Origin of the sequence: Paenibacillus nanensis (assembly GCF_003583765.1) — a bacterium.
GTDB lineage: Bacteria > Bacillota > Bacilli > Paenibacillales > Paenibacillaceae > Pristimantibacillus > Pristimantibacillus nanensis.
Genome location: NZ_QXQA01000003.1, coordinates 44,704 through 64,510, shown reverse-complemented (window position 1 = coordinate 64,510; position 19,807 = coordinate 44,704). Strand labels below are relative to the sequence as shown.

Annotated in this window: 17 protein-coding genes; 3 read left to right on the top strand and 14 right to left on the bottom strand. The window is 51.6% G+C overall.

What is annotated here, in order from left to right:
- Window positions 1–92: 92 nt before the first annotated feature.
- From D3P08_RS06515 to D3P08_RS06490, 7 genes are all read right to left on the bottom strand, one after another.
- Window positions 93–374: a hypothetical protein gene (locus D3P08_RS06515; protein WP_119598654.1), complete on the bottom strand. Its 282-nt coding sequence runs from the start codon at window positions 372–374 to the stop codon at window positions 93–95.
- On the bottom strand, window positions 257–514 hold the full coding sequence (locus D3P08_RS28055) for a DUF6171 family protein (protein WP_420819018.1): 258 nt from the start codon (window positions 512–514) through the stop codon (window positions 257–259). The genes D3P08_RS06515 and D3P08_RS28055 overlap by 118 nt, the downstream gene beginning before the upstream one ends.
- On the bottom strand, window positions 514–2,031 hold the full coding sequence (locus D3P08_RS06510; RefSeq protein WP_119598653.1) for an arabinan endo-1,5-alpha-L-arabinosidase AbnB: 1,518 nt from the start codon (window positions 2,029–2,031) through the stop codon (window positions 514–516). The genes D3P08_RS28055 and D3P08_RS06510 overlap by 1 nt, the downstream gene beginning before the upstream one ends.
- Complete coding sequence (locus tag D3P08_RS06505; protein ID WP_119598652.1) at window positions 2,031–3,524, bottom strand: alpha-N-arabinofuranosidase; 1,494 nt, start codon at window positions 3,522–3,524, stop codon at window positions 2,031–2,033. The genes D3P08_RS06510 and D3P08_RS06505 overlap by 1 nt, the downstream gene beginning before the upstream one ends.
- A 27-nt stretch (window positions 3,525–3,551) precedes the next feature.
- Window positions 3,552–4,343, bottom strand: coding sequence for a carbohydrate ABC transporter permease (locus D3P08_RS06500; RefSeq protein WP_119598967.1), 792 nt, complete (start codon window positions 4,341–4,343; stop codon window positions 3,552–3,554).
- Window positions 4,344–4,452: 109 nt separating this feature from the next.
- Window positions 4,453–5,325, bottom strand: coding sequence for a carbohydrate ABC transporter permease (locus tag D3P08_RS06495; RefSeq protein ID WP_119598651.1), 873 nt, complete (start codon window positions 5,323–5,325; stop codon window positions 4,453–4,455).
- 83 nt (window positions 5,326–5,408) lie between these two features.
- Window positions 5,409–6,647, bottom strand: coding sequence for an extracellular solute-binding protein (locus tag D3P08_RS06490; protein ID WP_119598650.1), 1,239 nt, complete (start codon window positions 6,645–6,647; stop codon window positions 5,409–5,411).
- Window positions 6,648–7,055: 408 nt separating this feature from the next.
- Here D3P08_RS06490 and D3P08_RS06485 point away from each other — a divergent pair, with 408 nt between their 5' ends.
- Window positions 7,056–7,970: an ArsR/SmtB family transcription factor gene (locus tag D3P08_RS06485; protein ID WP_119598649.1), complete on the top strand. Its 915-nt coding sequence runs from the start codon at window positions 7,056–7,058 to the stop codon at window positions 7,968–7,970.
- 42 nt (window positions 7,971–8,012) lie between these two features.
- Here D3P08_RS06485 and D3P08_RS06480 read toward each other — a convergent pair whose 3' ends face one another.
- Window positions 8,013–8,846, bottom strand: coding sequence for an MBL fold metallo-hydrolase (locus tag D3P08_RS06480; protein ID WP_162848384.1), 834 nt, complete (start codon window positions 8,844–8,846; stop codon window positions 8,013–8,015).
- A 49-nt stretch (window positions 8,847–8,895) separates the two neighbouring features.
- Window positions 8,896–10,659: a methyl-accepting chemotaxis protein gene (locus D3P08_RS06475; protein ID WP_119598647.1), complete on the bottom strand. Its 1,764-nt coding sequence runs from the start codon at window positions 10,657–10,659 to the stop codon at window positions 8,896–8,898.
- Window positions 10,660–10,970: 311 nt separating this feature from the next.
- Between D3P08_RS06475 and katG the strand changes: the two genes are divergently transcribed.
- Window positions 10,971–13,160, top strand: coding sequence for a catalase/peroxidase HPI (katG, locus tag D3P08_RS06470; RefSeq protein ID WP_119598646.1), 2,190 nt, complete (start codon window positions 10,971–10,973; stop codon window positions 13,158–13,160).
- A gap of 135 nt (window positions 13,161–13,295) precedes the next feature.
- On the opposite strand, the gene D3P08_RS06465 is transcribed toward katG, so the two are convergent.
- The 5 genes from D3P08_RS06465 to D3P08_RS06445 form a co-directional block, all read right to left on the bottom strand.
- Window positions 13,296–13,979 carry a hypothetical protein gene (locus D3P08_RS06465; protein WP_119598645.1) on the bottom strand — a complete coding sequence of 228 codons (684 nt, stop codon included), beginning with the start codon at window positions 13,977–13,979 and terminating at the stop codon, window positions 13,296–13,298.
- Between the two features lie 1,135 nt (window positions 13,980–15,114).
- The gene (locus D3P08_RS28050; RefSeq protein WP_420819022.1) at window positions 15,115–15,417 is read right to left on the bottom strand and encodes a GDSL-type esterase/lipase family protein; all 303 of its coding nucleotides are present in this window, start codon (window positions 15,415–15,417) and stop codon (window positions 15,115–15,117) included.
- 21 nt (window positions 15,418–15,438) lie between these two features.
- Window positions 15,439–15,561 carry a hypothetical protein gene (locus D3P08_RS28045; RefSeq protein ID WP_420819017.1) on the bottom strand — a complete coding sequence of 41 codons (123 nt, stop codon included), beginning with the start codon at window positions 15,559–15,561 and terminating at the stop codon, window positions 15,439–15,441.
- A 33-nt stretch (window positions 15,562–15,594) separates the two neighbouring features.
- Window positions 15,595–16,635, bottom strand: a complete 1,041-nt coding sequence (locus D3P08_RS06450) for a glycoside hydrolase family 88/105 protein (protein ID WP_119598643.1) — start codon at window positions 16,633–16,635, stop codon at window positions 15,595–15,597.
- A gap of 77 nt (window positions 16,636–16,712) precedes the next feature.
- Window positions 16,713–18,767 carry a beta-galactosidase gene (locus D3P08_RS06445; RefSeq protein ID WP_119598966.1) on the bottom strand — a complete coding sequence of 685 codons (2,055 nt, stop codon included), beginning with the start codon at window positions 18,765–18,767 and terminating at the stop codon, window positions 16,713–16,715.
- A gap of 121 nt (window positions 18,768–18,888) precedes the next feature.
- On the opposite strand from D3P08_RS06445, the gene D3P08_RS06440 reads away from it, so the two are divergent.
- Window positions 18,889–19,740: an AraC family transcriptional regulator gene (locus tag D3P08_RS06440; RefSeq protein WP_119598642.1), complete on the top strand. Its 852-nt coding sequence runs from the start codon at window positions 18,889–18,891 to the stop codon at window positions 19,738–19,740.
- The last annotated feature ends 67 nt before the right edge of the window (window positions 19,741–19,807 follow it).

The window sequence follows — 19,807 nt, the reverse complement described above, 5'->3', positions numbered from 1 at the left end:
CCTTAAGGATGATGATAGCTCCTCACATTAGTGTCAGGGTCAAGGGGTATTTTTTCATTGACTCTAGAAGCGGCGTCTGCAGCACGTAAAAGTCAGATTACTGCTGCGGAACATGCAGCTGCATATTCTGTAAGCCGTAAAAGTCGGCCTGCCGACAGCTTGCCTGCCCAATGCGGATCCGCAGCTGCCGCTTCATAAACAAATAAACGCCGCCGCACAGCGCGGTGACGTTTATTGGTGATAGAATACGTATAGCTTACTCGGTAAATAAGGACATCGGACAGCGCCACGTTTTCATCCTCGCTGTAATTCGGACGATGCTTCCGCTGGCTATGCACGTGATGCCGTCCTGCAGCTTGTCGCAGCTTCCGCATACGGCCATCCTCTCCTGATAGGTCCTATCAGGCACGCAGCCTTCCGGTTCCCTTTCAAGTATGGCTAAAGCTTTATCAATTTGTTCCTCGGTAATTCGGAATTCATCCCCGCAGCCTCTGCAATAGCGCGTTGAACTCATCAGGCATCACCGCCGCCAAGCGATGCGGGAGGCGCCTGCTTGGACCTTTTTGCGCCCCATAACGAAACTCCTTGCTTAGAGAGGACAGTGAATGTGTCGGTCCACATGCCAGCGGCAGAATCCCACGACCTTAGCCATACTCCGTTATATTCGTCGCCGCCGATCGTCAGACGCAAGCGGTCGCCTTCGCCTGCCGTCCACTCGCCGCTTACTGCTCCGGTTACGCTGCCGTCCGGCTCCAGTCGGACGGCGGCCGACTCTTTTATTTCGAACGAAATATCCTTGCCGTGGTTAACGAGCTCGTAATCGCCGGCCAACTGCTCCACGCCGCCTTTTCCATCCGCCTCTCCGGCGTAGCGGAACGGCGAAACGACCGGCCAGCCTTCTTCATTGAAGTAGAACTGGTGCACACGTACTTCATGATGCTCTCCTTTGCGCGGAAAACGGGTGTGGAATATCAAATAATAGGCTCCGGTATCCTCATCGTAATAAGCCGAATTATGACCTGGCGATACATAGCCGGTCTCCCGTCCTTCCCCGAGCGGATCGCGCCAAAGATGGTTACCCATTAATTTGACGCCGTATGGCTCAATCGACCGGTCATCGAACAGCGGCTTAGTGGCGTCGGCCTTCACAATCGCCATATCGTTGCCTTCCGCGTCCACAAAAGGCCCGTCCGGCGACTTCGAGCGCGCGACACGGATGTTGTAGCCGCCTCTTGCATCGAGTCCGCCAAACGATAAGAACAAATAATAATAATCCGTGTCCGGGCTGTACAGCATGTAAGGCCCTTCGATCCGGCTATGATTGCCGCCGAGAAGCTTCTTGCCGTAGCCCTGTCCCGGCATCGGCTTTCCTGTCTCAGGGTCCATCTCCATGATGAAAATGCCGCCGGAGTAAGAGCCATATACCATCCATAGCTTGCCGTTGTTATCGAAGAAAACATCCGGGTCTACGACGTTAGGATGAACCGTCGCATCGTAGACCGTCCCGTCCTCGCTTGGCTTGTTCCACATGCCGGACTTTAAGATGACGCCTAAATTTTTATAAGGGCCTTCGATTTTTTTGGAAACCGCTACCCCCATCGCAGACAATGGCGAATCGCCGCGGCAAGCGTTGTAATACATATAATACTTGCCGTCTTCCAGTTGAATAACATCTGCCGCCCACAGCGTGTCGGCCTCCGCCCACTCCAACGTCTCGCGAAGCTCTTCCGTTACGTTAGGAATAAGCGGATTGCCATCGGTAACTCCGGACGCGACGAGCTCCCAATTGAGCAGGTCGTCCGATTTCGCGGCAGCTAAATGCGAGCCGAATACATAGTATGCGCCGCCTTTGGCGCGTACGATCGACGGGTCATGCACAGATGCCTCCGTGAACACCGGAGTCCCTCCTTCCGCCCTGCCGCTTTCCCCATTGTTCGCGCCGCTGCAGCCGGCTATTAGAAGCATGGCAGCAGTCAAAGCAGTCGTAGCAGCAACCGCTGCGCGACTGGGAAGGCGATTTAGCCCCGCCATTAGGCTTTCGCCCTCAATCGAACTATCGCCACCGATGCGGCAGGCAGCTGCGCTGACAAGACACCGTCCTCCCATTTCGCTTCTTCGAACGGACGCTGCGTGACCCGCTCCGGCCGATCGAACGTATTATGCGCTTCGAAATGGTCGGCCGCCAAAATAGTGCCGCTTGCGTCGTAGGATGCCGCCGCTCCGCGCAGTTCGATGCTTACGTCGGCTGAGCGCACCGGATCAAGGTTAGCCATGCTGACATTAATGACGCCGTCCTTCACGGATGCCGAAACCGTAATTTGAGGAAGCGTCTTCCCGCCGCTTTCATATTCGCCGAAGGAGCCGTGAATCGCGAGCGCCTCGGCATCTTGATGCACCTTGAACATCTCGAGCACATGGTACGTCGGCGTGAGCAGCATCCGCTCTCCTTCGGTCAATATAACCGCCTGAAGCACATTGACCATTTGCGCAAGGTTTGCCATATGTACGCGGGCGCAGTGCTTATGGAACACATGAAGGTGAATGGCCGCGACAAGCGCGTCGCGCATCGTGTTCTGCTGGTACAGGAAGCCCGGGTTCGTGCCTGGCTCCGGCAAGAACCAGGTGCCCCATTCATCGACGATCAGTCCGACTCGGCGAGCCGGATCGTATTGATCCATAATCGTGCTGTGGCGCGTAATCAGTTCATCCATATGGAGCGCTTTGGCCATCGTTTCATGCCAATCTTGCTCGTCAAAGCCCAGCGCCGGCTTCTTGTTCTCCCAGCTTCCCGGAATCGTGTAGTTATGAAGGCTGAGGCCGTCCATCAAGCTGCCCGCTTTTCGCATCAACACTTCCGTCCACCGGTAGTCGTCGACATTCGCGCCGCCGGCTATCTTGTAGATGCGGTTATCGCCGTATTGCCGTACGTAGGTTTGGTAACGCCGATAGAGATCGGCATAGTACTCCGGATGCATACTGCCGCCGCAGCCCCAGTTTTCATTGCCCACGCCAAAATATTTCAGCTTCCAAGGCTTCTCGCGCCCGTTCTCCTTCCGAAGGTTCGCAAGCGGCGACTCGCCGTCAAATGTCATATACTCGACCCACTCGGACATCTCCTGGACGGTTCCGCTGCCGACATTGCCGCAAATGTACGGCTCGGTCTCAAGCAGCTCGCACAGCCTAAAAAATTCATGCGTGCCGAAATGGTTATTTTCAACGACGCCGCCCCAATGGGTGTTAATCATCCGTTTGCGCGATTCACGCGGGCCTATGCCGTCCTTCCAATGGTACTCATCCGCGAAGCAGCCGCCCGGCCAGCGAAGGTTCGGAATGTTCAGCTTGCGCAGCGCTTCAAGCACGTCGTTGCGGATACCGTCCGTATTCGGGATCGGCGAATCCTCGCCTACCCAAAGCCCCTCATAGATGCAGCGGCCCAAATGCTCCGCGAAATGCCCGTAAATATGGCGGCTGATCGTGCCTACCTTCCAGTCTGCGTGTACGACAACTTTATGAGAATTGGTCATGGTCATCTCCTCTTTCTATCTTCCGTATTAGCCTTTTATGCCAGAGTTCAAATTAATCGATTGGATAAAGTATTTTTGAGCAAAAGAGAACAGCAGCAGCGTCGGAATAATGGCGAGTATAGCCGAGCCCATTAATTGCCCGATCATTCGGTAGTTGCCGTAAATATCCTGCAGAAGCAGCAATCCTGCCGTTATCGGCATTTTCTCAACGTCCGTATACACGATAACCGGCCACAAGAAGTCGTTCCACGAGCCGATGAACGAGAACAAACCGCATACAATCAGGACCGGCTTCATAAGCGGCAAAATAATCGAAAAATAAATTTTGAAATCGCCGGCGCCGTCTACACGGGCCGATTCATCGAATTCGTGCGGCACGCCGAGCATGAATTGCCTGACAAGGAAAATATTGCCCATCCCTGCAAGACCGGGAATAATCATTGCCCAGGATGTATTGACCCATCCGAGCGTATCGATAATTTTGTAAGACGGAATCAAGTTCACGACGCCTGGAAAAAAAGAAATGCCAAGCAGCGTAAAGAACAATAGGTTTCTGCCTTTAAATTTCATACGGGAATAGCCGTAGCCCGTCAGAGAGATGACCACAATGACAAGGAATGTGTGCGCGGTCGCAATGAAGACGGAGTTTATCAGCCATCGCATAATCGGCGCGGTCGATGTGTTGGTTAGAATCGTAATATAGTTTTCAATGACCCACGTCTCGGGAATAAGCCTGAAGCCGGTGGAGACGACCTCGGTCTGTGAGCGGAAAGAGGTCGAAATCCCGAAGATGACGGGTATAACCCAGATCACGCACATCAGAACCAAAAACGTGTAGGCAACATATTTCGAAATACTAAAGCTTTTTACCACTGTAATGGCACCTGCCTTCCGTAAGCATATAAGCCGTCATGCATCTTCATCCGATCTACCTCGCGTTCCGGCTCATGACATAATACTGCAAGGCCGAGATGATCAAAATGACAACGCCCAGCAACACCGCCATGGCCGAGGCCATCCCGGCAATCGATTCCCCGTGGCCGAATGCCAAGGAACGTATATACATCATCAGAACATGCGTGCTCTGCTGCGGACCGCCGTCGGTCATCATGAGCGGTTGTCCGAACACGTTGAAGGCGCCTGCTGTCGTCATAACGAAGGTGTAGATCAATGGGAAGTTAATGGAAGGCAGAGTAATGCTGAAAAATTTGCGGAACGGACCGGCGCCGTCTATATCCGCTGCTTCATACAGATCTTGAGCTACCCCTGCAAGCGAAGCGCGGTAAATGATCAGGTTGCCTCCAAGGCCGCCCCATACCGTAATGACGATAATAATGATCCACGCATACGGCTGCGTCGTCGCCCAAGCCACCGCGGAATTAAAAATATTGCCTGTAATCCCAAGCTGTTTGTTGAAAATAAGAAGCCAGATCAGTGCAGCTGCGGAGATCGAGATGAGACCTGGAACGTATAGAATCGCCTGCATGACCCCTTTTCCCTTCACCCGCTTGTGATGGAGCGCAACGGCCGCGAGCAGCGGGATCACAATCAAGAGCGGAACGCTAAACAAGACGAATAGCAGCGTGTTTTTCAAACCATTCCAGAATTGCACATGAAATGTGGATTCCGTATTAAACAATATGGTCTTGTAATTGTTCAGACCGACCCAGTTCGGCTCATTCATAAGGTTCCACTGGGTGAAGGAAGCGTATATCCCGTAAATCGTCGGAAGCAATATGAACACGATGAACAAGATGAGATGAGGCCCTACGAAAAAATAGGGCAGAATCGCTTTTTTCATACGGAACTCCTTCCTTGAAGAAGATGAGAAAGTAATGTGTCATGGAGACACATTACTTTCAGCAGATGACCGGTTACCCGCGTTTATTGCGCCCCGCTGTTTTCAGCAATTTTGTCTTCGACGAACTTCTGCATCGTTGCAAGCGTCTCGTCCATGTCCACGTTGCCGCGTACGATGTCGTTCGAGTAAACGTCAACCGCTTCAGCGATGTACGGATAGTGCTCGTACGTATAGATGTACAGCGATTTCGTTTGCTCCTCGCTGGATGTGAAGAACGATTGCATGTAGTTTTTGTATTCAGGCGATTCGATGACATGCTTACTCGCAACGATCTGGCCCGCCTTCGCCCATTCCATGGAATTCTCGCGAAGGAACTCAAGGAATACGCCGATGCCCGCTTCCTTTTCATCAGTGCGCTTGTCGTTCTTTAACATAGCGAACAAGTGCGAAGACGAACGGTTCGTGAATTTGTCAGGCGATACGGAGAAAATGTTGGTTACGCCGAAATTCAAGCCTTCTACAGCGGCATGAGCAGTCGAAGTCCAAGTTCCGTCGGTGGAGAATATAACGTTGCCGGCTTGGAACATCAGGAAGCCGTCCTCGCCGAATGGCGTCATAAGACCTGCGTCGTTAAGCTTTTTCACTTCTGTGTACGCCTTGCGGAACACTTCCGTATCAACCGCCGGCTTGCCGTCAACTTGAATGTCACCGTTCAAGTTTTGAATTTGTCCCATCATTCCCCATCCAAGCAGGGCGTCGTTCACGACATATTGTCCTTCTTCCATCTTGCCTTGCAGCTCCAGCATTTCTTCAACCGTTACGTTGTTGTCATCCAGCCAGTGCTCCACACCGTACTTGGCAAGCAGATCTTTGTTGTAGTACATCGTGTGGCTGTGGATGTCGAGCGGCACTGTATACTGAACGCCGTCGATGTTGCCCGTATTCCAAGCTTGCGGAATGTAATTTTCTTCTTTAAGTTCCGGCTGCTGCGCCATAATGGCCGTCATCGGCTCCAGATTGTTCTGCTTTACGAAGCCCGGGACGCGGTCGGCATGGATAATGGCCAGATCAGGAACGTCTTTGCCCGTGCTCAGTACGGTCGAGATCTTCGTGTACATGTCAGCCGTGATCACGTGCTTCACTTTAAACTCCGGATTTGTCGCGTTGAAATCTTTAACGAGCTGGTCCATATAAGCGCCGTCTTCACCGGTCAGCGGCGTCCAGAACGTAATCGTCTTTTTGCTGCTGCCGCCGCTGCAAGCGGATAGAACCGTCATCAACGTTACACAAAGAATTAAGGCTTGGATAACATGCTTTTTCATTTGTACTTGTCCTCCCTTTTTTTAACTGCGGTTTTCATTTTTACTCTGCTGACGTTCATACGGGTTGATTTCTACCCGCTTAAGCGTTTTCATTTAAGCGTTTACATTTTCACCTTTAGCTGCACGCACCTCCCGTTCTTTCGTTGACCTGCTGCTGAGTCGATCCCCTTATCAGCTTTTTTAGTTCGTCAACATGGTTCGTAAAAACATTAATCATTAAATGATTTCCTTAACCTTGTGTTTAGAATAATATCATGTTCCATCAATTGTCAACTACTTTTGTTAAATATTTTATGTTTATATGAAATACTCAACAAAATAGTTTCATTGTTTCACATAAGTACCTTGTCAATAGGCATTTACGTACGATATATTTAATATAAAACTAAAACACTTGGAAGAGGTCGCATGGAGACAATCGTATCTGAGAACAATCTGCTTCTATTCGAAGCGCTCGCCAGCAAAGTCCGCATTAAAATTATTGAATTGCTCGGCCAGGAGCCGATGATTATGAAGGATTTGGCCTCCTCGCTCGGTCTTAGCAACTCGATCATTACCATGCACATCAAAAAACTTGAGAACGCCAATCTTGTCCGAACCGAGATGATCCCCGGCAAGGGCGCTTCTCAAAAGCTGTGTACGCTGGTCGCAGACCGCATCGAAATCGTGTTCCCAAGCAAGGGTCTGATTCCTCGTAATTTCCATATTTGCAACATATCCATCGGCCACTTTACCGACTTCGATGTCAGCCCGACGTGCGGGCTTGCGTCCAAGTACAAGGTGATCGGCGGCGGCTTCGACGATCCTCGGTACTTCCTGGACCCGGAACGCGTGGATGCCAAGATCCTTTGGTTTTCCAAGGGCTATATTACTTACAAAATTCCAAACTACCTGTTGCCGGAAGAACAACCCGAAGAATTGGAAATGACAATGGAGCTCGCCTCGGAGGCGCCTCTTTCGAACGAGCAATGGCCATCGGACATTTCGTTTACGTTCAACGGCTGCCCGATCGGAAAATGGACCAGTCCAGGCGATTTCGGCGGCACGCGGGGCAAATACACCCCGGAGTGGTGGGACATTAACATGAATCAGTACGGGCTCCTAGTCCATATCCGCATTAATAACGACGGCACCTTTATTGAAGGAACCAAAGTTTCGGAATATACGATTCATGATGTCAACATCCGCCGCCTGCAGTGGGAGCTTAAGCTCGAGGTAAAGGAAGACGCGAAAAACATCGGCGGTCTTACGATTTATGGCGCCGGCTTCGGCAACTATTATCAGGACATCGTGTGCAAGCTGACTTATATAGACCGAAAATAATGAAAAAGAGATCCAGTCTTATTGAACCGGATCTCTCTTTCGCTATTTCATATAAATAAACCGCTCTCCCGGAGAGAACAGATGGATGCTGCTGCGCGGATAATGCTTATACATGTAATCAACAAAGTAAGCCGGATTCTCGTCGTTATGCGCGAACAGACCATAATGCATCGGAACGATCAGCTTCGCGCCGATTGCGACGCCAAGCTCGGCGGCTTCCCGGTAATTCATGTTCCCGACGATTCCTTGCCGTTTGCGGATGTAATCCCGTCCGTTTATAGGAAGCAGCGCGACATCGACCGCTTGCGGCTTTAACCAATCCTCCAGCTCCGTAAACCCGACCGTATCACCCGCATGCAGCAGCTTGATCTCGCCAAGCGACAGCACATAGCTCAAATAAAAGTGTTCGCCGTCCTCATCCGTTTCGAACTCTTCATGCTTCGCGGCATGGGCTGCTAGCTTGATCTCGTCTCCAAGCTTAATCTCTTCGCCATGAGAGACGCAGATCAGCTGCTCCTCGCTAAATCCCCATTCCTTCATCAGACCGCGATGCGCCTTGGGCACAATGAATTTGGTAACGGCCGACTTGCCTATCTCTTGAAGCGTAAGCTTATCCATATGGTCCTCGTGATGGTGCGAGCAGACCACATAATCGATATTCATGCATTCAGCCGGCTGAAGCGGCGGCTCGAAAGCGCGCTGCCACGGCTCTCCGGCAAGCTCGTACACCCAATTCGACAGATAAGGATCGAATAATACGGTCGTATCCTTCCACTTGACGAGAAAACCTTCCTGCCCGAGCGACCATAACGCAATGGCTCGTTCAGGCAGCGATGTGCTGTTTAGTTGATCATAGACGGTTTGTTTTGGACGCATTGGTATTATCATCTCCTCATTGGTCGCATGAAAGCCTATCTATACTTTGTTATCGTTTAAACCGGTTAATAGCGCCTTTCAGTTCGATTGCCATTTCATTCAGCGCATTCGACGAATGATTGATTTGTTCCATTACTGCTATCTGTTCTTCGGTTGCTGCCGATATCAATTCGGAGCTTTCAGCCGAACTAGCCGCAATTCGGTCCAGCTCCTTAAGGGACGCATAGATTTGTTCTGAACTTGCCGTCAGCTCCTCCGCTGTCGCCGAAGCTTCTTCGATTTGAACGACGACATGTTGAGCTGCGCCTACAATCTTCTCAAAGGCTGTGCCTGTTTGCTCGATCACATTCACCCCTTGTTCAAACTCGTTGAGACTTGTTACAGTCGAACTGGAAGCTGCTGCGATATCGAGCTGCACCTTTTTCACAAGCTCATTAATTTGCTCGGAAGAGGCTTTTGACATTTCCGCTAGCTTTTTAACTTCTTGTGCGACTACCGCAAATCCTCTTCCTTCTTCTCCTGCTCTCGCCGCCTCGATGGACGCATTCAAAGATAACAGGCTTGTTTGGGAGGAGAGCTCTGTCATTACCGTTACAATGCCACTAATTTCGGCGGACCGCAAGGTTAACGTTTCCATGACATGAACAATTTCTTTCATAGTCTGCTGGACGGCGTGCATTTTTTCGATAGATTGTCCTATCAGTGAATATCCTTGTCTCGCCTCTTCTTCAGACCGAATGGACGCTTCAAAAGCTTTTGACGAAGAATCTGCGATTCTTCCAATCCCTTGGGTCATTTCTTCCATCGCCTTCGAGCTTTGTTCCGTGCTAAGCGCCTGCTTCTCAGTACCCGAAGCGATCAGCACCGTGGATTCGGCAATATTTCGTGACGCCTGCGTCGTTTCTTCAATAGAGGCCCGCAGCGCTGTTGACGCATTCGATACATGATTGGAGCTGACCGCAACTTGCTCGACCAGTGCCTTTAAATACTGCTTCATTTGATTAAAATCGCTTGCGAGACTACCGATCTCATCCTTATTCCGAACTCGCAGCTCTTCCGAAGTCAAATCGCCTGCCGAAACCTTTCGCGTGTCGGCCGCAATTTGCCTTATCGGTCTTGCAATGTGGTTGGCAAACAAAATAACCCCCGCCGCGCCTACGATAATACAAATGATAAGAGTCACAATTGTAGACTGTAATATCTGAGTTTGTCCTGCATTATAATCTTTATAATAAGATCCGGCAACGACGACCCATTCCCATTCCGGCACTTCAAGTGCATAAGTCATTTTTAGCGCTTCTTTTGAGCTATTCGGCAGCGGCCAGTTATAGAAAGTAAATCCGCCGCCGTTTTGTCCTTGTTTGATCACATCCTGAATGTAGTAAAATCCGTCAGAGGTTTTTTTGTCCCAAATATTTTGGCCTTCCATATTAGGATGCGCGATTAAGTCACCAGTTTTGTTAATGACATAATAGTAGCCGTTCGAACCCAAATCGATTCGTTTATTAATGGGTCTAGTGCCGTCCGGCTGTTTAGCGCCTAACATGACAACCTTTGCATTTTCTTGCGCTTCTTCCAGCGTCAGCTGGCCGTTTTTCACCATTTCATTGAATTGCGAGATATTTTGATTGATCAGCTTTACGCTATTTTCAAGGTTCTTCTCAATCAGGTCGTCAGTTGCGCTTTTCGCAGTTTGGTAGCTGGAGTAGCCGACAATTATGGATGGCAAAGCCAATAAAAATATGCAAAATAACAACATTTTCTTAAAGATTGAAAAGCTAAACTGCCAATTAACCCCTTTGTGTTTGTTCAAAATCTCCCTCCCCCAGTTTGTTTGTCTATTAATTGGTACTAAAGAACCATAATGTTCCTCTAAAACATAATACTTTTGCAAAGTGACATAATGCAAATAAACAAAACTATATTTATATACATAGTAGTGGAAGAGAGATTATCCAAGCGGGCAGATTTCAATCCGTCCAAGACCCGGGATGGTCCCTAATGAAGATTAAATGAAAATTGTTCTCAGGCGTTGATTTCCAGACAAAATTACATTATAAATTAAATAAGAGCAATTCTAATTTGCTACTTAAACTTAATCTAAATCTAAGAGGAGATGATCACATGGACACGACAACTTCGGCTAACGCAGGGAAATGCCCATTCATGCACGGCAGCGCTACCACTCTTAAATCTACTGTGACAACCAATCGCGACTGGTGGCCAAACCAGTTAAACCTGAACATTTTACATCAACATGATAGAAAATCTAATCCTATGGGAGAAGACTTTGATTATACAGAAGAATTCAAAAAACTAGACTACTTCGCTTTGAAAGAGGATCTTCGCAAGCTCATGACGGACAGCCAAGATTGGTGGCCAGCCGACTATGGTCATTATGGCCCATTTTTCATACGTATGGCTTGGCACTCCGCCGGTACATACCGTACAGGCGACGGACGCGGGGGCGGCGGCAACGGCACACAGCGCTTTGCTCCTCTTAACAGCTGGCCGGATAACGTCAATTTGGATAAAGCCCGCCGTCTGCTATGGCCCATTAAGCAAAAGTACGGCAACAAGATCTCCTGGGCTGACTTGTTCATTCTAACCGGTAATGTCGCGATCGAGTCCATGGGCGGCAAAACCTTTGGTTTCGGCGGCGGACGCGTAGACGTCTGGCATCCGGAAGAAGATATTTACTGGGGCAGCGAAAAAGAGTGGCTCGGCGATAACCGTTACACCGGCGACCGTGAGCTCGAAAATCCGCTTGCTGCCGTTCAAATGGGTCTCATCTATGTGAATCCGGAAGGTCCTAACGGCAATCCGGATCCGCTTGCAAGCGCCCGCGACATCCGCGAAACCTTCGGACGTATGGGCATGAACGACGAAGAAACCGTAGCGCTGGTAGCCGGCGGCCATACGTTCGGCAAGGCACACGGTGCCGGCGATCCTTCTCATGTAGGTCCGGATCCAGAGGCCGCGCCTATCGAAGCGCAAGGCTTAGGCTGGGCGAGCACGCACGGCTCCGGCAAAGGACGCGACGCGATCGGCAGCGGTATTGAAGGCGCTTGGACCCCTAATCCGACGCAATGGGATAACGGATTTTTCGAAATGCTCTTCGGCTATGAGTGGGAGCTCACGAAGAGCCCGGCAGGCGCACATATTTGGCATGCTGTAAATCCTGCCGAATCGCATCTTGCCCCGGACGCGGAAGATGCATCCGTTCGTGTGAAGACGATGATGACAACCGCGGATATGGCACTCCGTGTTGACCCTGTATACGAGAAAATTTCCCGCCGCTTCTACGAAAATCCGGAAGAGTTCGCTGATGCGTTTGCCCGCGCATGGTTCAAGCTGACACATCGCGACATGGGGCCTCGCGCAAGATATCTAGGTCCTGAGGTCCCAGCGGAGGAATTGATTTGGCAAGATCCTATTCCTGCTGCCGAATATGTCGTAACAGACGCGGAAGCGGAAGAGCTGAAAGCAAAAATTTTGGCATCGGGTCTTACGGTGAGCGAGCTTGTCACTACGGCTTGGGCTTCAGCCAGCACCTTCCGCGGCTCCGATAAGCGCGGCGGCGCCAACGGCGCACGCATCCGTCTCGAACCGCAAAGAAATTGGGAAGTGAATCAGCCCGAACAGCTGGACAATGTGCTGTCAATCCTTGAAGGCATCAAAGACGATTTCGGCAAAAATGTCAGCTTGGCCGATCTGATTGTGCTTGGGGGAACGGCCGCGGTAGAGAAAGCTGCGCGGGATGCAGGCTTTGACGTAACCGTACCTTTCACTCCTGGTCGCGGCGATGCGAAGCAGGAGCAAACGGATGTTGAAAGCTTTGCGGTGCTGGAGCCGGTCGCTGACGGTTTCCGCAACTATCAGAAGAAGCAGTACAGCGTAAGCGCGGCGGAATTGCTCGTAGACAAAGCACAGCTGCTGAACCTTACCGCTCCGGAAATGACCGTGCTGATCGGCGGAATGCGCGTGCTCGGCACAAACTTCGGCGGCACAAAACATGGCGTGTTCACTGAGCGTGTGGGCACCCTTACGAACGATTTCTTCGTTAACCTGCTCGACATGAACGTCGCGTGGAAGCCAGTTGAAGGCGGCGTTTACGAAGGACGCGACCGCAAGACGGGCCAAGTCATACGTACGGCAACGGTTGTTGACCTTGTATTCGGCTCGAACTCCATTCTGCGCGCCATTGCAGAAGTTTATGCCCAGGACGACAACAAGGAGAAGTTTGTACGCGACTTCATTGCCGCATGGGTAAAGGTGATGAATGCGGACCGTTTTGACCTAGTGGCGAACTAATTGCTGCGAATTCGAACTCATTTATTTGGAAAAAGCGTCGACCACTTTGGTTGGCGCTTTTCTTATTGGGAAATGGTTTTGCACTCACGGGCGGGACTTCCATCTCCATGACTCTTTTCATCTGCACGCGAACTCTCAGATTAGATCAGGACTTTGAATGGACCCGATATATTCGTACCCATAGATTTTCCCGGTCACACCTGTTGGAATGGCGCGGAACTTGCCCTTCTCAACCAATTGGCGGCAATATTTGATGACGGTTTGTTTATGCATCTCCAGTTCACTTGCGGCTTTCGGCGGGCAAACGATGCGATCATGCCGAATCGCCAGGAGCATCAACTGGCGTTCAACTTTACCGAATTTTCGGTTGATGATTTCGGTCCCGTCACGGTTCGCAGCGAGATAAGGGGCTAAGATGCTCCTCAACGTAGCAAGCACGAACGACGGATTCTCTTTCATCTCGTCCAATGAGATATGGAACACATGGCAATCTTGCGATTGCAGGAACAACGCTCGGTTCAGATCGGACCGGTATTTGGAACGATCTTTCCCATGTGAACCATAGTCCATGATTTCAAAAACAAATCGCAGCGCCCCTAATATCCAAATAAAGTCCACGAAGTAAGACCGGCCGCGCCAATCTCTAACCTCATATTCAGGATGAAGCCCAGCAAAATGCCCCATCAGCGTCCACCATATCTTTTCTACAAAAAGTTGATTGCCGTACCCATGCCCCCTTAACAATGCGTCCTTCCGCTCTCCACGGCGTCTTGATAGATGCTCCTTTAACCATTTCTCATGTTCGATCTCGAAACTCAAGTCGCGTCACCCTTTCCAGGCAAACAAAAAGCCCCGACTTCCCTTCAGTGTGAAGGAAATTCGGGGCGTGCTTCGCCTCATGATTAATACCTCTATAATACCTGATCCGAACACTTGTTGCAATTCGCATTTTGCACGATGTATCGTATACGCTGCAGACGCCGGGCATCTTCTCGCTTGGTTTTTTACGGTTTTTCCACAAAATTTCGCCTCGAGCACCTCATTCGTACAAACTTCCGCAGCATGCACCTTTCCCGCTCCTTTTTGTACGTTTTTTCGCACAAACTTTCCCCTCAAGCACCTCATTCGCACTCTTTTGTACAATTTTTTCGTACAAACTTCCGCCTCATGAACCTTTCCCGCTCCTTTTTGTACGTTTTTTCGTACAAACTTTCGCCTCGAGCACCTCATTCGTACAAACTTCCGCAGCATGCACCTTTCCCGCTCCTTTTTGTACGTTTTTTCGTACAAAATGCTGCTGCAAGACGTCCACACGGGCACTTTTGTACGATTTTTCGTATAAAGTTCCGCCTCGAGCACCTCATTCGCACCCTTTTATACGATTTTTCGTACAAACTTCCGCCTCATGAACCTCTCCCGCTCTTTTTTGTACGTTTTTTCGTACAAAATGCTGCTGCAAGACGTCCACACGGGAACCTTTGTACGATTTTTCGTATAAAGTTCCGCCTCATGAACTTTTCCAGTTCTTTTTTGTACGTTTTTTCGTACAAAATTATGCTACGGGATAGGCGGGTGCTAAAGTTTGTACGATTTTTCGTTCAATATGCTGCTGTGAGAAGGACAGGCTCTCTCTTTTGTACTATTTTTCGTACAAAATACCCCTGCGGGGCGCACAGGCGACTACTTTTGTACGTTTTCTCGCTCAAAATGGTACTGCGGGATGGGCGGGTGCTCCAGTTTATACGATTTTTCGTACAAACTGCTGCTGCAAGACGTTCACACAGGCACTTTTGTACGATTTTTCGTACAAAATTATGCTGCGGAAAGGCCGAGCGCCTTCTTTTGTACGATTTTTCGTACAAAACGCTGCCGCGGGACGGACGGGCTCTCTCTTTTGTACGATTTTTCGTACAAAATGCTGCTGCGAGGCGCACGGGCGCTCCAGTTTGTACGATTATTCGTACAAACTGCCCCAGCCGGACGCCCAGGCGCCTACCTTTGTACGATTTTTCGTACAAAGCGCAGCTGTGGAGCGCGTAGGCGTTCCAGTTTGTACGATTTTTCGTACAAATTGCCCCAGCCGGGCGCCCAGGTGCGTCGGCCGATTGTATTGCCGCCCGACATCGTTAATGCCGGTCATAATCGACAGCCAATCCGGCTTCAGATCCAGCACGTCCGTCTGCCAGCGTTCCTTCAAATCGCGAACCGTATTGCTGCTTATGCCCATGTTCACGACCCGAATCCCGTACTTTCGGATAAGCTGCCGTCAGAAGCCCGTCTAACAGCGAAACATAGCCTTGCCGAGCGCCCCGAAAAGCCCCTCCCCGTAAGGTCTTGCCCGTTCGCAATCGGTACCCGAATCATCAATCATGACCAGCTTCGATTTTGGTTCCAGCAACATTGCGCAAGCCTCCTTCGACCATATAAAGACGTATTAGTCCTTTGCGTTACTTTCCTCCATTTCAAGGACTGCCGCCAAAAACGCAAGAGCGAGTCCTTGTCCCCAGCCTTGAGCCCATTTCCTGTCGATGCCAAGGTAGCCGGCCATATCCTTCATAACGGCCGTGCCACCCGATACGTTCATGACCCGGCCGTTGTCTGCGATGTTCTCGAGCAGGCCTTCAAGCGCCTTCTGCACGTGCTTCGCGTGCAGCGGATTGTTCTGCGTGACCATCGCCGCCCCAATGCCCGCTGTCGCCGACACCTCGCCATAGGCGTCCGAATAGTTGAGAACCGTACCCCAAAGTCCGTCTTCCTTCTGCAGCTTCTTGATCGCAGCCAATTGGTCCCGCAGAGAGCTCCAAATATGCATCATTGGAGGGTACAGGTAGCCTTCCGGTAAAATCTTGGCTGCCCGGGACATCGTATAGGCCGCCCATGCGTTGGCGCGCGCCCAATAGATGCCGGACATATGGTCCTTCTTAATATGGTTATAGCCGTGATACCACAGCCCGTCGTTTTCATCCTGCAAGTAATTGATATGCCAGAAAAACTGATGCAGCGCATCGTCGATCAGATGCTTCTTATCGAACATAATGCCTGCGCGCAGCATAAAATACGCCGCCATAAACAGCGTGTCCGCCCAGGCCTGCTCAGGGAAGTCGTTGCCTGCCGACACCGTATGCTGAAGCACCCGGTCGCCGAAGCGCAGCGCTTTATTTTCGAGGTAGTCGGTCTTGCTGAAAATAAGCTCGGCATACTTCTCGTGCTTCGTATGCTCATACAACGTGAGCAGCATATGCCCCATCGCGCACGTATTGACCGTCCATCCCGGCAGACCGGCTTCCACATATTCGTCCACCCATGCGATCATCCGATCGAGGTAAGCTTGTTCACCCGTTACTTCAAACGCCCGGCTGACGCCATAGTAAGCGACACCACCAGGCCAATCCCATGTGAGGTCCATGTCGAACGTATACTCGGCCACGCGTCCAACGGCTAGCTTCAATTGAATCGCTTCTGCATTTACCTTCATCCCGTTCATCTCCTCATCTGTCGTTTAAAAATCGCGAGCCCCCGCCGGAAGCAGGGGCTCTGAAATGGAAACACTCTCTACTTATTTAGCTTAATAATCCATACATCATGGCCAGCAAGCTCCGCCTTGCCTCCGTTCAGCTGGCGGTCGTTCAGCAGTTCAACGCCAGCCCGGTCGCCCAGTTCGACCGTAACGGCATCCGCGTTATGGTTTAGCACGAACAAGTAATCTTGGCCGTCCTTGGTCCGGAGCGTCGTCTCCACGCCTTCCGGCACGGAAGGAACAAGAGGCTTGATCCCGCGGGAGGCGCACAGCTGCGACAGCCAGTCTTGAAGGAATGACGCCTCCGGGCTCGTCGCCAAATACCAGGCTTCGCCTTCGCCGAACTTGTTCACGGTAAGCGCCGGCATGCCGCGGTAGAAATCGTCGCCGTATACCGCTTTCACCTCGGCTCCTTCCGAATGAATCAAGTCGCAGAGCATGCCGCATTCATATTCAGGCTTTAAGCCGGAAGCGATGTCCCGTACGACAATCCGATTGCGCTGGCTTGGAAGCAAAGCATCGATTTCTTCCGCCCATATGCCGAGAAGCTTCCGCAGCTCGCCCGGATATCCGCCTGTTTTGACCAAATCGTTCTCGTCGACAATGCCGCTGAAGAAGGTCGTAATGAGTGTGCCGCCGGCGCCTACATACTGCTCCAGCTTATTCGCTACGCCCTGCTTCACCATATACATAACGGGCGCAATGACGAGATCGTAGCCGCTAAGGTCGGCTTCCACGCTGACCACATCCGCCCCGATACCTAAGCGGTACAGCGCGTCGTAAAATTTGTGCGCTTCGTCCACATATTTAAGAGCGACGGAAGGGCCGCTGGACATTTCGACCGCCCACCAGTTTTCCCAGTCGAACAGAATCGCGACCTTGGACTGAACCCGGGAGTCCAGCAGCGAGTCGCCGAGCTTGCCGAGCTCCGCGCCGAGCTGAGCGCATTCGCGGAACACGCGGGTATGCTCGTGGCCGACATGCTCGATGACGGCTCCGTGATATTTCTCGCATGCGCCAATCGACCGGCGAAGCTGGAAAAACATGATCGTATCCGCGCCTCGCGCCACAGCCTGGTAGCTCCACAGCCGCATGACGCCCGGACGCTTCAGCGAGTTGTAAGGCTGCCAGTTTTGCTGGCTCGGCGTCTGCTCCATCAGCATGAACGGCTGCCCGTCCTTCAAACCGCGCATCAAATCGTGCATCATGCCCGTGTAGCTGTGCGGCGTATCGAAGCGCGGGTAGTTGTCCCATGACACAACGTCCATATGCTTCGCCCATTTGTGGTAGTCGAGCTTTTTGAAGGCGCCCATCAAGTTCGTCGTGACAGGAATGTCCGGCGTGTGCTTTTTGACCGCTTCATATTCCAGCTTGTAGCATTCGAGCAGGCTGTCGGAATGGAACCGGGTATAGTCGAGCGAGATGCCCTGGAAGTTCGTTGCCTGACGGCCGTTCATGCCCTCCCATTCCTCGCTTTGGCCGCTAGGCAGCACGATCTCTTCCCAGTCATAGAACGTATGGCCCCAGAATGAGGTATTCCAGGCGCGGTTGAGCTCCTCAAGCGTCCCGTAGCGCGCTCTCAGCCATTCGCGGAAAGCCGCCTCGCAATTGTCGCAGTAGCAATTCCCGGCGCCGCCGTATTCATTGTTAATATGCCAGATGAGAAGCGCCGGGTGATCCTTATAGCGCTCCGCAAGCTTCTCCGCCATACGTGCCGCGTACTTGCGATAGGTCGGACTGTTCGGGCAGGAATTGTGACGCCCGCCGAACTTGCGTTTGTTGCCGTTGAAGTCCACCTGAAGCACATCCGGGTATTTACGCGCCATCCAGGCAGGATGAGCCGCCGTGCTCGTCGCGAGGCAGACGCCGACTCCGCCCTCATGAAGCTTGTCCATCATCTCGTCCAGCCAGTCGAAGTTATAGGTATCCTCATCCGGCTGGTTCTTCGCCCAAGCGAATACGTTCAGCGTCGCCACATCGATGCCGGCCAGCTTGAACATGCGTAAATCCTCGTCCCAAATCGACTTCTCCCACTGGTCCGGGTTGTAGTCGCCGCCGTACCAAATTTTCGGCATTTTCGCGTTAATCATAAGCTCGCACCTCGTCATATATGATAAAACTGCATTTTCTATCTTTATCTTATGGCTTATAATGTCTATATCCAATATAAAAAAAGGGAATACGCGTATAAGAATTTGGAGGTTTTTCAGCATGCGCCTCGTCGTTCCGGCTTCCCCTGCCGAGCTCTTGCCTCTGCAGCTAGAAACGATTGGAATTAAACATGACCAAGAGAAAATTGATCGGCCAAGCGGGTATCCCTACTATCACTGGCTTCAGACGCTGGAAGGTGAAGGCGAGCTGTCGGCGGCCGGCCGCACCTGGAGAATGGCGGAGCGGTCGGGCATCCTTCTCGCGCCGGGCACGCCTCATCGGTACGAAGCAAGGGGCGGCCGATGGCTGACCGGCTTCATTACGTTTCATGGAAGCGCGGCGGCCGGGCTCGTGCAATCGCTCGGCTTTGGCATAGCTGAACATTTTCAATGGGAACCCGGCCAAAATCAGATAACCGATCAGCTGGCAAGCTTGCTCGCATTCGCCGAATCGGGCGTGGATCCGTCAGGATGGCGGTACTCCGCTGATTTGTACCGCTTTCTGACGCTTCTTCGAACCGATGCCCGCATGGACAATCGGCCGTCTATGTCAAAGAGGCTGGAGCGGATTCAAGCCCTGCTGGACTGGCTGGAGAAAGAATTCGCCAACCCGGAAATCGGCCTCTCGGATATGGCATCGCGGCTTGGCATAGGCGAACGGCAGCTGAACGAAAGGTTTCGCGAGCTGTTCGGCCAGACGGCCTACGCCTATTTGATCCAGCTGCGGCTCCGCAAGGCGAAAGAATGGCTTCCTTCCCGGCCGGATTGGTCCGTTCGCCGTATCGGGGAAGCGGTCGGGTTCCGCGACGCAAGCCATTTCGTGGCCACATTTCGCCGGATGGAAGGCATGACGCCCGAGACGTATCGGAGGCTGTACGGCGCGGGGGTTGTTTCGGATCGAAAACCCGATTAGCGGATGCGCAGCGGTATAAACGTCATCTGACGAACGCTCTATGAAAATCCTCGACTTTCGTCGGGCC

Excerpts from the sequence above, each read along its gene's own strand:
- D3P08_RS06515 (WP_119598654.1), bottom strand. The coding sequence starts at position 374 with ATGCGGAAGCTGCGACAAGCTGCAGGACGGCATCACGTGCATAGCCAG.
- D3P08_RS06495 (WP_119598651.1), bottom strand. The coding sequence starts at position 5,325 with ATGAAAAAAGCGATTCTGCCCTATTTTTTCGTAGGGCCTCATCTCATC.
- D3P08_RS06450 (WP_119598643.1), bottom strand. The coding sequence starts at position 16,635 with ATGAAGGTAAATGCAGAAGCGATTCAATTGAAGCTAGCCGTTGGACGC.
- D3P08_RS06500 (WP_119598967.1), bottom strand. The coding sequence starts at position 4,343 with ATGTGCGTGATCTGGGTTATACCCGTCATCTTCGGGATTTCGACCTCT.
- D3P08_RS06490 (WP_119598650.1), bottom strand. The coding sequence starts at position 6,647 with ATGAAAAAGCATGTTATCCAAGCCTTAATTCTTTGTGTAACGTTGATG.
- katG (WP_119598646.1), top strand. The coding sequence starts at position 10,971 with ATGGACACGACAACTTCGGCTAACGCAGGGAAATGCCCATTCATGCAC.
- D3P08_RS06480 (WP_162848384.1), bottom strand. The coding sequence starts at position 8,846 with ATGCGTCCAAAACAAACCGTCTATGATCAACTAAACAGCACATCGCTG.
- D3P08_RS28055 (WP_420819018.1), bottom strand. The coding sequence starts at position 514 with ATGAGTTCAACGCGCTATTGCAGAGGCTGCGGGGATGAATTCCGAATT.
- D3P08_RS06510 (WP_119598653.1), bottom strand. The coding sequence starts at position 2,031 with ATGGCGGGGCTAAATCGCCTTCCCAGTCGCGCAGCGGTTGCTGCTACG.
- D3P08_RS06440 (WP_119598642.1), top strand. The coding sequence starts at position 18,889 with ATGCGCCTCGTCGTTCCGGCTTCCCCTGCCGAGCTCTTGCCTCTGCAG.
- D3P08_RS06485 (WP_119598649.1), top strand. The coding sequence starts at position 7,056 with ATGGAGACAATCGTATCTGAGAACAATCTGCTTCTATTCGAAGCGCTC.
- D3P08_RS28045 (WP_420819017.1), bottom strand. The coding sequence starts at position 15,561 with ATGTTGCTGGAACCAAAATCGAAGCTGGTCATGATTGATGATTCGGGT.
- D3P08_RS06505 (WP_119598652.1), bottom strand. The coding sequence starts at position 3,524 with ATGACCAATTCTCATAAAGTTGTCGTACACGCAGACTGGAAGGTAGGC.
- D3P08_RS06445 (WP_119598966.1), bottom strand. The coding sequence starts at position 18,767 with ATGATTAACGCGAAAATGCCGAAAATTTGGTACGGCGGCGACTACAAC.